This window comes from Streptomyces sp. NPDC099050 (genome assembly GCF_044759865.1).
In the GTDB taxonomy this organism is placed as follows: domain Bacteria; phylum Actinomycetota; class Actinomycetes; order Streptomycetales; family Streptomycetaceae; genus Streptomyces.
Map to the genome: position 1 here is coordinate 505,938 of NZ_JBIWAE010000002.1, position 11,831 is coordinate 517,768.

At 69.4% G+C, this 11,831-nt stretch carries 13 protein-coding genes; 9 read left to right on the forward strand and 4 right to left on the reverse strand.

Annotated elements, in window-relative coordinates; translation table 11 throughout:
* Positions 1–6 precede the first annotated feature (6 nt).
* From ACIQV3_RS05285 to ACIQV3_RS05300, 4 genes are all read right to left on the reverse strand, one after another.
* Positions 7–978 (reverse strand): heme A synthase, encoded by a 972-nt coding sequence (locus tag ACIQV3_RS05285; RefSeq protein WP_403710160.1) that lies wholly within the window; start codon positions 976–978, stop codon positions 7–9.
* Positions 979–1,003: 25 nt separating this feature from the next.
* Positions 1,004–2,140 carry a hypothetical protein gene (locus tag ACIQV3_RS05290; protein WP_403709930.1) on the reverse strand — a complete coding sequence of 379 codons (1,137 nt, stop codon included), beginning with the start codon at positions 2,138–2,140 and terminating at the stop codon, positions 1,004–1,006.
* 79 nt (positions 2,141–2,219) lie between these two features.
* Positions 2,220–3,002: an ABC transporter permease gene (locus ACIQV3_RS05295; RefSeq protein WP_403709932.1), complete on the reverse strand. Its 783-nt coding sequence runs from the start codon at positions 3,000–3,002 to the stop codon at positions 2,220–2,222.
* Between the two features lie 88 nt (positions 3,003–3,090).
* Positions 3,091–4,017, reverse strand: a complete 927-nt coding sequence (locus tag ACIQV3_RS05300; RefSeq protein WP_403709934.1) for an ABC transporter ATP-binding protein — start codon at positions 4,015–4,017, stop codon at positions 3,091–3,093.
* Between the two features lie 133 nt (positions 4,018–4,150).
* Between ACIQV3_RS05300 and ACIQV3_RS05305 the strand changes: the two genes are divergently transcribed.
* The 9 genes from ACIQV3_RS05305 to ACIQV3_RS05345 all read left to right on the forward strand — a co-directional run bounded on the left by ACIQV3_RS05305 (position 4,151) and on the right by ACIQV3_RS05345 (position 11,686).
* The gene (locus tag ACIQV3_RS05305; RefSeq protein ID WP_403709936.1) at positions 4,151–4,942 is read left to right on the forward strand and encodes a formate/nitrite transporter family protein; all 792 of its coding nucleotides are present in this window, start codon (positions 4,151–4,153) and stop codon (positions 4,940–4,942) included.
* Between the two features lie 101 nt (positions 4,943–5,043).
* Positions 5,044–5,823 (forward strand): helix-turn-helix transcriptional regulator, encoded by a 780-nt coding sequence (locus tag ACIQV3_RS05310; RefSeq protein ID WP_403709938.1) that lies wholly within the window; start codon positions 5,044–5,046, stop codon positions 5,821–5,823.
* Complete coding sequence (gene sufB, locus ACIQV3_RS05315; RefSeq protein ID WP_243338403.1) at positions 5,820–7,235, forward strand: Fe-S cluster assembly protein SufB; 1,416 nt, start codon at positions 5,820–5,822, stop codon at positions 7,233–7,235. Before ACIQV3_RS05310 ends, sufB begins: the two co-directional genes overlap by 4 nt.
* Positions 7,236–7,294: 59 nt before the next feature.
* Positions 7,295–8,506: a Fe-S cluster assembly protein SufD gene (gene sufD / locus ACIQV3_RS05320; protein WP_403709940.1), complete on the forward strand. Its 1,212-nt coding sequence runs from the start codon at positions 7,295–7,297 to the stop codon at positions 8,504–8,506.
* Entirely contained in the window at positions 8,506–8,823 is a 318-nt protein-coding gene (locus tag ACIQV3_RS05325) for a bifunctional 3-phenylpropionate/cinnamic acid dioxygenase ferredoxin subunit (protein ID WP_250742308.1), read from the forward strand. The genes sufD and ACIQV3_RS05325 overlap by 1 nt, the downstream gene beginning before the upstream one ends.
* Positions 8,824–8,830: 7 nt before the next feature.
* Positions 8,831–9,598 (forward strand): Fe-S cluster assembly ATPase SufC, encoded by a 768-nt coding sequence (gene sufC, locus ACIQV3_RS05330; RefSeq protein WP_403709943.1) that lies wholly within the window; start codon positions 8,831–8,833, stop codon positions 9,596–9,598.
* Positions 9,595–10,854: a cysteine desulfurase gene (locus tag ACIQV3_RS05335; RefSeq protein ID WP_403709945.1), complete on the forward strand. Its 1,260-nt coding sequence runs from the start codon at positions 9,595–9,597 to the stop codon at positions 10,852–10,854. Before sufC ends, ACIQV3_RS05335 begins: the two co-directional genes overlap by 4 nt.
* Before the next feature lie 29 nt (positions 10,855–10,883).
* A complete protein-coding gene (gene sufU, locus ACIQV3_RS05340; protein WP_327307360.1) occupies positions 10,884–11,345 on the forward strand; it encodes a Fe-S cluster assembly sulfur transfer protein SufU in 462 nt (153 codons plus the stop codon).
* Positions 11,342–11,686, forward strand: a complete 345-nt coding sequence (locus ACIQV3_RS05345; protein ID WP_073913993.1) for a metal-sulfur cluster assembly factor — start codon at positions 11,342–11,344, stop codon at positions 11,684–11,686. The genes sufU and ACIQV3_RS05345 overlap by 4 nt, the downstream gene beginning before the upstream one ends.
* Positions 11,687–11,831 lie beyond the last annotated feature (145 nt).

An 11,831-nucleotide genomic window follows, 5' to 3' on the forward strand; every position in this document is an offset into this window, starting at 1 on the left:
GGAGGGTCAGACCGCCGCGAGCCGGGCGTCGTCGTCCTGCGCCGGGATGCCGGCCCGCTCGGACGGACGCTCGCGCAGGCTCAGCACCACGCGGAGCACCGAGATCCACACCAGGCAGGAGCCGAGCATGTGGGCGGCGACCAGGGCCTCGGGCACCTCGGTGAAGTACTGGACGTAGCCGATGGCGCCCTGGGAGAGCAGCACGATTAGCAGGTCGCGGGCGCGCGCCCGGGTGTCGACGGGGGCGTCGACCACGCGCAGCACCAGCCACATGGCGACGGCGAGCGCGCAGACCACCCAGGCCGAGATCGCGTGCACGTGGGCGGTGGCCGACCAGTCGAACGGCATCCGCTTGATCTCGCTGCTGTCGCCGGCGTGCGGGCCGGATCCGGTGACGACCGTGCCGGCCGCGATCAGGACGACGGTGGCCGCGGTCAGCGCCCACGCGAGCTTGCGCACCGGGGCGGGCACGCGCGGCCGGGCCGGGCCGTCACCCTCGCGGGTGCGCTGCCAGGTGATCGTCGTCACGGTGATCAGCGAGGTGGCGAGCATGAAGTGCCCGGCCACGCTGTAGGGGTTGAGACCCGTCAGGACGGTGATGCCGCCGAGGACCGCGTTGCCCATCACGATGGCGAACTGGAGCCATCCGAGCCGGGTCAGCGACCTCCGCCACGGCTTGGCGCAGCGGGCGGCGGTGATCGCCCAGCCAACGGCCGCGCAGAGCACGTACGTCAGCATGCGGTTGCCGAACTCGATGGCCCCGTGGAAACCCTGCTCCTGGGTCACGATCAGGCTGTCGCTCGTGCACTTGGGCCAGGTGTCGCAGCCGAGTCCGGATCCGGTCAGCCGCACCGCGCCGCCGGTGACGACGATGACGATGCTCATGAGCACGGCCGCCAGCGCGGCCCGCTGGACGGTCCGGGGTGAGGGAGTCCAGCGGCTGGCGAGGTATGAGAGGGGGGTCAACACGGCACTTATCGTACGCGGACACTTGTGCAAAGTTTCACGAGGGGGTGGCGGTCGTTCCGTCAGGGCCGATGACCAGCCGGAACAGGGCTCCGGCCGGGTCGCCTTCGGTGTGCCACCACACGCGGATGCGCCAATGCGCGGCCTCGCCCGGGTAGTCGGCCGAAGCCGCGAAGCCGTGTACCAATTCGACCCCTACGTCCTCGGCTGTCCTGTTTCGCACTTCCGCCCCGCTGTGCCAGGGATGTGGCTGCGCGTTCCACAGCCCGTCGGAGCCGCGGACCTCGACGCGCCACACCGCGACCCAGGGGGTCACCTCCAGCATCGTGTGGACCTGGTCGGGGTCCAGGCCCAGCCTCGCGGCGATCTCCTCCTCCGGGGCGCCCTGGATCCGGGCGCCCACCACGGCCTGGGGCAGCAGCCGTTCGGGCAGCAGCCCGCGCGTGCGCAGGCCCACCAGGGAGGCGAAGGGCAGGAAGCGCAGCCGCAGTTCGAGCTGGCGGCCGATGTGGTCCAGGGCCTCTTCGGCCTCCTGCGACTCGTCGGAGCCGGGATCGGCGAGCAGGAGCCGCCGGAAGGAGCCCTCGGCGTCGACCGCCCAGGCCACGGACTCCTCGGCCAGCCCCAGCTCCGCGAGCCGGTCGCCGAGGAACACCTTCGCCTGCGCGAGGCCCCGCTGATTGACCGGATCCTCCTGGTCCAGGGCCGCCCAGACCTCCACCGCGCCGTGTGTCAGGTCCCTGGCCCGATCGCCGGCGGCCTGCTCCATGGGAGTCGGGCCGCTCTCGGAGCCCGGGCCCAGCGGGTGCTTCGGCAGCCGCTCCCCGTCGCTGAGGGGCCAGGACAGCCAGACCCCCTGGTTGATCAGGCCCCGGGCGTACCAGCGGGCGTACTCGGCCGCGTGCCCGGCCGCCTGCTGCGAGAACCGCAGCCCCTCCTCGATCGCGGCCAGTGCCCCGGCCCTGTCCCCGTCGGCGAACCGGCGGGCCGCCAGGTCACCGAGGCGCAGACCCAGCCGGGCCGCGCACTCGGGGTCCGCGCGGGCCGGCTCGCGCAGGGCTCCGATCAGCTCGGCGAGCAGGGCGTCGGCCTCCGCCGGCTCCGCGTGCGCCGCGCCCGACCGGATCCGTGCCCACTGTTCGTCCAGCCGCAGAACGGCCTCCCGCTGCGCCATGCCGCCCCCCGGCGTCTGTGGTGCGCTCCCCTGTGGAGGCGACCATCCTCCTGCCAGGGGAACGCACGGGGGAAGGGATTCACTCCCAGCGGAACGTGCGCGCCGCGGCCCCCAGGCCGAGTACCGCCCAGACCGCCAGGATCGCCGCGTCGCCCCACGGCAGCGCGGCCCCGTGCTGGAGCACCTCGCGCAGCCCGTCCGAGAGGGCGGTGATCGGGAGCAGGCCGAGGACGGACTGCACCGCGCCGGGGAACTTCTCCATCGGCACGATCACCCCGCCGCCGACCAGGAGCAGCAGGAAGACCAGGTTGGCCGCGGCCAGGGTGGCCTCCGCCCGGAGGGTGCCGGCCATCAGCAGGCCGAGCCCGGAGAAGGCGGCGGTGCCGAGCAGGATCAGCGCGGCGACGGACAGCGGGTTCCCGTGCGGGGACCAGCCCAGGGCGAAGGCGATCACCGTCAGCAGGGCGATCTGCAGCACCTCGGTGACCAGTACGGACAGCGTCTTGGCGGCCATCAGGGCCCAGCGCGGCAGCGGGGAGGCCCCCAGCCGCTTGAGGACCCCATAGCGCCGGTCGAAGCCGGTGGCGATGGCCTGGCCGGTGAAGGCGGTGGACATCACGGCCAGCGCCAGGATCCCGGGGGCGAGGAAGTCCACCGACTTGCCCGAGCCGCCCTCTTGAACAGGCACAGTGACGATGTCGACGGCGGAGAAGAGGGTCAGCAGCAGCGCCGGGATGATCACGGTCAGCAGGAGCTGCTCGCCGTTGCGCAGCAGCATCCGGGTCTCCAGCGCGGTCTGCGCCAGGATCATGCGGGACACGGGCGCGGCCCCCGGGCGGGGGGTGAACGTACCGGCGCTCATGCGCGCAGCTCCTTGCCCGTGAGTTCGAGGCCGTGTCTTCCCGGGGGACAACCCCCGGACCCCCGGCGGGGGTCGGTGGCGATCGGCGTCATGAACGCAGCTCCTTACCGGTGAGCTCCAGAAAAACGTCTTCGAGGGTGTGCCGCTCCACCGAGAGGCTGTCGGGCATCACCCCGTGCTGCGCGCACCAGGAGGCGACGGTGGCCAGCAGCTGGGGGTCGACGTCGCCGGTGACCCGGTAGACGCCGGGGAGGAGCTCGGCGGCCCGGGTGCCGTCGGGCAGGGCCTTCAGCAGGGAGCCGACGTCGAGGGAGGGGCGGCCGGTGAAGCGCAGGGTGTTCTCGGCGCCGCCGCGGCACAGGGCGTCGGGGGTGCCGTGGGCGATGACCTTGCCGGCGTCGACGATGGCGACCTCGTCGGCGAGCTGCTCGGCCTCGTCCATGTGGTGGGTCGTGAGGACGACGGAGACCCCGTCGGCGCGCAGTTCCCGTACGAGTTCCCAGGTCGCGCGGCGGGCCTGCGGGTCGAGGCCGGCGGTCGGCTCGTCCAGGAAGACCAGCTCGGGGCGGCCGACGACGGCCATGGCGAGGGCCAGGCGCTGCTGCTGGCCGCCGGAGAGCCGGCGGTAGGCGGTGCGGCCGCAGCCGCCGAGGCCGAGGCGTTCCACCAGGGCGGGGACGTCCAGGGGGTCGGCGTAGAGCTTGGCCATGTGGCGCAGCATCTCGACGGCCCGGGCGCCGGAGTAGACGCCGCCGGACTGGAGCATCACGCCGATGCGCGGGCGCAGGGACTCGGCCTGGGTGACGGGGTCGAGGCCGAGGACGCGAACGGATCCGGCGTCGGGGCGGCGGTAGCCCTCGCAGGTTTCCACAGTGGTCGTTTTGCCCGCGCCGTTGGGACCAAGGACTGCGGTGACCGAGGCCCTCCGGACGGTGAGGTCCAGGCCGTCCACCGCGGTTTTGGGGCCGTACCGCTTCACCAGTCCGCGGATTTCCACGGCGGGGTCGTTGCTCATGGGGAGTGAGTCTACGGAGCCGTGGGAGGTGACCGGGGTGGGGTCGTAGGTCCTGCCCCCGAAGGGTCACGGACCTGCGCATTCGTGACTTTATCGTCCGTCCGGGAGCGGGGCCGGGGCCTAACGTCGGATGGTGGACAGCATCGCTCAGAACATCGAAGCCACCTCGGGGCAGGCCGAGCACAAGGCCCATGACCTCGGGCATCCGCCGCGCTACTTCGTGTCGGCGATGCTCGCGGGGGCCTACATCGCGATCGGCGAGGTGCTGCTCCTGGTCGCGATCTCGCCGTTCGTGGCCAAGGGCTCGCCGGCCGTGAAACTGCTGGAGGGCGCGGTCTTCCCGATCGCCCTGACCATCGTGATGTTCGCCGGCGCCCAGCTCTTCACGAGCAATGTGATGGTCATGCTGGTCGGCGCCCTGTCGGGGCGGACCGGCCCCCGGGACCTGATCCTCTCCTGGACGCTCTCGCTGGCCGGGAACCTGGTCGGAGCGTTCGCCTTCGGGGCCATGGTGCACGCCTCGGGCGTGGCCTCCTCGCCCTCGGCGCGCTCCATGCTCACCGAGATGGTGCACGGGAAGATGGCGCTGAGCGGCGGGCAGCTGTTCTGGCGCGCGGTGCTCTGCAACATGCTCGTCTGCCTGGCCATCTGGATGTTCACCCGGGCCCGCGGCGATGCCGCCAAGATTTTCGTCCTGTGGCTGCCCGTGGCTGTTTTTGTCGCCGTCGGATTCGAACACTGTGTAGCGAACATGGCTGTTTTCAGCCTCGCGATCCTGGATGGCTCAGCGGGGTTCGGTGATCTTTTCCGCAATTTGATGTTCACCGTGCCCGGGAACATCGTGGGCGGAGGATTGCTGGTGGGAGCCGTGTACTGGTTCACCGGCGGGGCCCTGCGGGAAGGCGGAGAGTCCACTTCCGCTTAACGCTCCGTAGATAAATAAGGTAACCCTTAGTGATGGAGGCCACCAGAGGTGGCCTCCATCACGGCTTGTCGGGGCCCGGCTAATTACGCAACAATGGCGTTGTGAAATACGGCGAACGGATGAGCGAGGCCCCCCAGGGCGAACTCGCGACCGGGGAGCGGTCAACCCGCAACCGGGTCGCGCGGTCGATCCTGGACCACGGCCCTTCCACCGTCGCCGACCTCGCCCAGCGCCTCGGCCTCACCCAGGCCGCCGTCCGCCGCCACCTGGACACGCTCGTCACGGACGACGTGGTCGAACCCCGTGAGCAGCGCGTGTACGGGGCGCGGACACGAGGCCGGCCCGCCAAGGTCTTCGCGCTGACCGACTGCGGTCGTGACGCCTTCGACCAGTCCTACGACTCGCTCGCCGCCGACGCCATGCGCTGGATCGCGCAGGCCGCCGGGGGCGGGGAGCAGGGCGAGGCGGCCGTGGCCGCCTTCGCGAAGGCCAGGCTGACGGCGCAGGCGGAGACCTACCGCGAAGCCGTGGAAGCGGCCGGCCCCGAGGGGCGCACCGAGGCCCTTGCCAAGGCGTTGACCGGAGACGGGTACGCTGCTACGGCGAAGAGCGCTCCCGGTCCGCACAGCGGTGAACAGCTCTGCCAGCACCACTGCCCGGTCGCACACGTCGCCGAGCAGTTCCCGCAGCTCTGCGAGGCGGAGACCGAGGTCTTCTCCCGCCTGCTCGGGACGCACGTGCAGCGTCTCGCCACGATCGCCCACGGCGACGGGGTGTGCACCACGTTCATTCCACGCAGTGGGAACGGCGTCGGTGCCACAGGCGCCACACAGACCGACACATCAGTATCTGCAAGTACGGCCGGGAGGAACCCCGCATGACCACGGAGACTGCTCACCCTGAGCTCGATGGCCTGGGCACCTACGAATACGGATGGGTCGACTCCGACGCGGCCGGTGCGGTCGCCAAGCGAGGCCTGTCCGAGGAGGTCGTCCGCGACATCTCGGCGAAGAAGTCCGAGCCGGAGTGGATGCTGAACCTCCGTCTCAAGGGCCTCAAGCTGTTCGGCAAGAAGCCCATGCCCAACTGGGGTTCCGACCTCTCGGGCATCGACTTCGACAACATCAAGTACTTCGTGCGTTCCACCGAGAAGCAGGCCGCTTCGTGGGAGGACCTGCCGGAGGACATCAAGAACACGTACGACCGGCTCGGCATCCCGGAGGCGGAGAAGCAGCGCCTCGTCGCCGGTGTCGCCGCCCAGTACGAGTCCGAGGTCGTCTACCACCAGATCCGTGAGGACCTGGAGGAGCAGGGCGTCATCTTCCTCGACACGGACACCGCGCTCAAGGAGCACCCGGAGCTCTTCCAGGAGTACTTCGGCACGGTCATCCCGGTCGGCGACAACAAGTTCGCCTCGCTGAACACCGCCGTGTGGTCGGGCGGCTCGTTCATCTACGTCCCCAAGGGCGTCAAGGTCGACATCCCGCTCCAGGCCTACTTCCGTATCAACACGGAGAACATGGGCCAGTTCGAGCGGACGCTGATCATCGTGGACGAGGACGCCTACGTCCACTACGTCGAGGGCTGCACCGCCCCGATCTACTCCTCGGACTCGCTGCACAGCGCCGTGGTCGAGATCATCGTGAAGAAGGGCGGCCGCTGCCGCTACACGACGATCCAGAACTGGTCGAACAACGTCTACAACCTGGTCACCAAGCGCGCCGTGGCGTACGAGGGCGCGACCATGGAGTGGATCGACGGCAACATCGGTTCCAAGGTCACCATGAAGTACCCGGCCGTCTACCTGATGGGCGAGCACGCCAAGGGCGAGACCCTCTCCATCGCCTTCGCGGGCGAGGGCCAGCACCAGGACGCCGGCTCCAAGATGGTCCACATGGCGCCGAACACCTCCTCCAACATCGTCTCGAAGTCGGTGGCCCGAGGCGGCGGCCGCACCTCGTACCGCGGTCTGGTCGAGATCGGCGAAGGCGCCCACGGCTCCAAGTCCAACGTGCTGTGCGACGCGCTCCTGGTCGACACCATCTCCCGCTCGGACACCTACCCCTACGTGGACGTCCGCGAGGACGACGTGTCCATGGGCCACGAGGCGACCGTCTCCAAGGTCTCCGACGACCAGCTCTTCTACCTGATGAGCCGCGGTCTGACGGAGTTCGAGGCCATGGCGATGATCGTGCGCGGCTTCGTCGAGCCGATCGCCCGTGAGCTGCCGATGGAGTACGCGCTGGAGCTGAACCGGCTGATCGAGCTGCAGATGGAAGGCTCGGTCGGTTAGTCCCGGCCCGCCCGACGTCCCGCAGTAGATTCTTTAAGGAAGAGAGCAACACGACAGCCATGGCTGAGGCTCAGAACGCCCCCAAGGACCTGACGGTCCAGGGAGGTACCCCCGCGGCGGGTTCCACCACCGCCGGCGCGATCGCGGTGGCCGCCGAGTCGACCGTCGCCACCCGGATGAGTGCCCCCCCGTCCTTCGACGTGGCGGACTTCCCCGTGCCCACCGGCCGCGAGGAGGAGTGGCGCTTCACGCCGCTCGCCCGCCTCAAGGGTCTGCACGACGGCACCGCGGTCGCCAACGGCACCATGAAGGCCCAGATCGACGCGCCCGACGTGGTCACGATCGAGTCCGTGGAGCGCGGCGACGCGCGCATCGGCAAGGCCGGCACCCCGGTGGACCGGATCGCCGCCCAGGCGTTCTCGTCCTTCGCCAAGGCCACGGTCGTGACCGTGCCCAAGGAAGCGGTGCTCACCGAGCCCGTGCGCGTCACGCTGCACGGCGAGGGCGGCACCACCTTCGGTCACACCGTCTTCGACGTGAAGGCCTTCGCCGAGGCCGTCATCGTCATCGACCACACCGGTGACGGTGTGCGCGCCGCCAACGTGGACTTCCTCGTCGGCGACGGCGCCAAGCTCACCGTGGTCTCCGTGCAGGACTGGGACGACACCGCCGTCCACGTGTCCCAGCACAACGCGCTGATCGGCCGCGACGCGACCTTCAAGTCGATCGTGGTCACCTTCGGCGGCGACCTCGTACGCCTGCACCCGCGCGTGAACTACGCGGGCCCCGGCGGCGAGGCCGAGCTCCTCGGCCTGTACTTCACGGACGCCGGTCAGCACCAGGAGCACCGCCTCCTGGTCGACCACAAGGCCCCGCACTGCAAGTCGCACGTGGTCTACAAGGGCGCGCTCCAGGGCCAGGACGCCCACGCCGTCTGGATCGGTGACGTGCTCATCGAGAAGACCGCCGAGGGCACCGACACCTACGAGATGAACCGCAACCTCGTCCTCACGGACGGCGCGCGGGTCGACTCGGTGCCGAACCTGGAGATCGAGACCGGCGAGATCGTCGGCGCCGGCCACGCCTCCGCGACCGGCCGCTTCGACGACGAGCAGCTCTTCTACCTGCAGTCCCGCGGCATCCCGGCCGACGAGGCCCGCCGCCTGGTCGTGCGCGGCTTCTTCGCCGAGCTCGTCCAGCAGATCGGTGTCGACGACATCGAGGAGCGCCTGCTCGCCAAGATCGAGACCGAGCTCCAGGGTTCCGTCTGATGACTTACGTCAAGGCCTGTGCGCTGAGCGAGCTGGAGGAGAACGCCCCCAAGAGGGTCGAGCTCGACGGCACGCCGGTGTCCATCGTCCGCGCCGAGGGGGAGGTGTTCGCGATCAACGACATCTGCTCGCACGCGAACGTCTCGCTCTCGGAGGGCGAGGTCGAAGACTGCATGATCGAGTGCTGGCTGCACGGCTCGGCCTTCGACCTGCGCACCGGCAAGCCGTCCGGCCTGCCCGCGACGCGCCCCGTCCCCGTATACCCCGTAAAGATCGAAGGAGACGACGTGCTCGTCTCCCTCACCCAGGAGTCCTGAGGTATCCATGGCAACGCTTGAAATCCACGACCTGCACGTCTCCGTCGAGGCCGAGCACGGCGCCCGCGAGATCCTCAAGGGCGTCGACCTCACCATCAAGCAGGGTGAGACGCACGCCATCATGGGTCCGAACGGCTCCGGCAAGTCCACCCTCGCCTACGCGCTGGCCGGTCACCCGAAGTACACCATCACCAAGGGCACCGTGACCCTCGACGGCGAAGACGTCCTGGAGATGTCCGTCGATGAGCGCGCCCGCGCCGGCGTCTTCCTCGCGATGCAGTACCCGGTCGAGATCCCCGGCGTCTCGGTCTCCAACTTCCTGCGCACCTCGGCCACCGCCATCCGCGGCGAGGCCCCGAAGCTGCGCACCTGGGTGAAGGAGGTCAAGTCCGCGATGGAGCAGCTCCAGATGGACACGGCCTTCGCCGAGCGCAACGTCAACGAGGGCTTCTCCGGCGGTGAGAAGAAGCGCCACGAGATCCTGCAGCTGGAGCTCCTGAAGCCGAAGATCGCGATCCTCGACGAGACCGACTCCGGCCTCGACGTCGACGCCCTGCGCCAGGTCTCCGAGGGCGTCAACCGCGTCCGCAACACGGGCGAGGTCGGCACCCTGCTGATCACGCACTACACGCGGATCCTCCGCTACATCAAGCCCGACTTCGTCCACGTCTTCTCCGAGGGCCGCATCGTCGAGTCCGGCGGCGCCGAGCTCGCCGACAAGCTGGAGGCGGAAGGCTACGAGTCCTACAGCACGAAGGGTGGCGCGACCGCGTGACACAGCTGCCTGGCCTCCTCGTCGACATCGAGGCGATCCGCAAGGACTTCCCCCTTCTGGATCGTGTGGTCCACGACGGGAAGAAGATCGTTTACCTGGACAACGCTGCGACCTCGCAGAAGCCGCGCCAGGTGCTCGACGCGCTGAACGAGTACTACGAGCAGCACAATGCCAACGTCCACCGCGGCGTGCACGTGCTCGCCGAGGAGGCCACGGCGCTGTACGAGGGCGCCCGCGACAAGGTCGCCGCCTTCATCAACGCGCCGAGCCGCAACGAGGTGATCTTCACCAAGAACGCCTCGGAGTCGCTCAACCTGGTCGCGAACATGCTCGGCTGGGCGGACGAGCCCTACCGGGTCGACCGCGAGACCGAGATCGCCATCACGGAGATGGAGCACCACTCCAACATCGTGCCGTGGCAGCTGCTCTCGCAGCGCACCGGCGCGAAGCTGAAGTGGTTCGGCCTCACCGACGACGGCCGGCTCGACCTGTCCAACATCGAAGAGGTCATCACGGAGAAGACGAAGATCGTCTCCTTCACGCTGGTCTCCAACATCATGGGCACGGTCAACCCGACCGAGGCGATCGTCCGGCGCGCGCAGGAAGTCGGCGCGCTGGTGCTGATCGACGCCTCGCAGGCCGCACCGCACATGCCGCTCGACGTGCAGGCGCTCGGCGCCGACTTCGTGGCCTTCACCGGCCACAAGATGTGCGGCCCGACCGGCATCGGCGTCCTCTGGGGCCGCCAGGAGCTGCTCGAGGACCTGCCGCCCTTCCTGGGCGGCGGCGAGATGATCGAAACCGTCTCGATGCACTCCTCGACCTACGCCCCGGCGCCCCACAAGTTCGAGGCCGGTACGCCCCCGATCGCCCAGGCCGTAGGCCTCGGCGCGGCCGTGGACTACCTGACCGCGATCGGCATGGACAAGATCGCCGCGCACGAGCACGCGATCACCGAGTACGCGATCAAGCGCCTCGCGGAGGTCCCGGACCTGCGCATCATCGGCCCCACCACGGCCGAGGACCGCGGCGCCGCGATCTCCTTCGTGCTCGGCGACATCCACCCGCACGACGTCGGCCAGGTACTGGACGAGCAGGGCATCGCGGTCCGCGTGGGACACCACTGCGCCCGCCCGGTCTGTCTCCGGTACGGAATTCCGGCGACGACGCGAGCGTCTTTCTATCTGTACTCCTCTCCGGCCGAGGTCGACGCACTGATCGACGGGCTGGAGCACGTGCGGAACTTCTTCGGATAAGACGAAGCGACGAAGGTGACGAGGGCGCAGTGAAGCTGGAATCCCTGTACCAGGAACTGATCCTGGACCACTACAAGCACCCGCGCGGGCGAGGCCTGCGCGACGGCGACGCCGAGGTGCACCACGTCAACCCGACGTGCGGTGACGAGATCACCCTGCGCGTGAAGTACGACGGCGAGACCCTCACGGACATCTCGTACGAGGGCCAGGGCTGCTCCATCAGCCAGGCCGGCGCGTCGATACTGAACGAGCTGCTCGTCGGCAAGGAGCTGGGCGAGGCGCGGAAGATCCAGGAAGTCTTCCTGGAGCTGATGCAGTCCAAGGGCAAGATGGAGCCCGACGAGGCCATGGAGGAGGTGCTGGAGGACGCGGTCGCGTTCGCCGGCGTCTCCAAGTACCCGGCCCGGGTGAAGTGCGCCCTGCTGAGCTGGATGGCGTGGAAGGACGCGACCGCCCAGGCACTGGGCGACGCCGAGAGGAAGACGGCATGACCGAGAACGCGACGCCCGAGGCGTCCATCAAGCCGGCCACCGAGGAAGAGGTCCGCGAGGCCCTCTACGACGTGGTCGACCCCGAGCTGGGCATCGACGTGGTCAACCTGGGCCTGATCTACGGCATCCACGTCGACGACGCGAACATCGCGACCCTCGACATGACCCTCACCTCGGCGGCCTGCCCGCTGACGGACGTCATCGAGGACCAGGCGAAGTCGGCCACGGACGGCATCGTCAGCGAACTGCGCATCAACTGGGTGTGGATGCCGCCGTGGGGCCCGGACAAGATCACGGACGACGGTCGCGAGCAGCTGCGCGCGCTCGGGTTCAACGTCTGATCGACGCCTGCCCCGTATGACCCTTCACGACGGCCGTCCGACGGCCGGGTGAACGAACGACCCCCGGCACGGGTGTGCCGGGGGTCGTCTGTTTTCCCGTCGGACCGCCCGCGTGCACCGGGAGTTGGCCACGGTGGCCGAATCT

Excerpts from the sequence above, each read along its gene's own strand:
- ACIQV3_RS05290 (WP_403709930.1), bottom strand. The coding sequence starts at position 2,140 with ATGGCGCAGCGGGAGGCCGTTCTGCGGCTGGACGAACAGTGGGCACGG.
- ACIQV3_RS05295 (WP_403709932.1), bottom strand. The coding sequence starts at position 3,002 with ATGAGCGCCGGTACGTTCACCCCCCGCCCGGGGGCCGCGCCCGTGTCC.
- ACIQV3_RS05300 (WP_403709934.1), bottom strand. The coding sequence starts at position 4,017 with ATGAGCAACGACCCCGCCGTGGAAATCCGCGGACTGGTGAAGCGGTAC.
- sufB (WP_243338403.1), top strand. The coding sequence starts at position 5,820 with ATGACCACGGAGACTGCTCACCCTGAGCTCGATGGCCTGGGCACCTAC.
- sufD (WP_403709940.1), top strand. The coding sequence starts at position 7,295 with ATGGCTGAGGCTCAGAACGCCCCCAAGGACCTGACGGTCCAGGGAGGT.
- ACIQV3_RS05325 (WP_250742308.1), top strand. The coding sequence starts at position 8,506 with ATGACTTACGTCAAGGCCTGTGCGCTGAGCGAGCTGGAGGAGAACGCC.
- sufC (WP_403709943.1), top strand. The coding sequence starts at position 8,831 with ATGGCAACGCTTGAAATCCACGACCTGCACGTCTCCGTCGAGGCCGAG.
- ACIQV3_RS05345 (WP_073913993.1), top strand. The coding sequence starts at position 11,342 with ATGACCGAGAACGCGACGCCCGAGGCGTCCATCAAGCCGGCCACCGAG.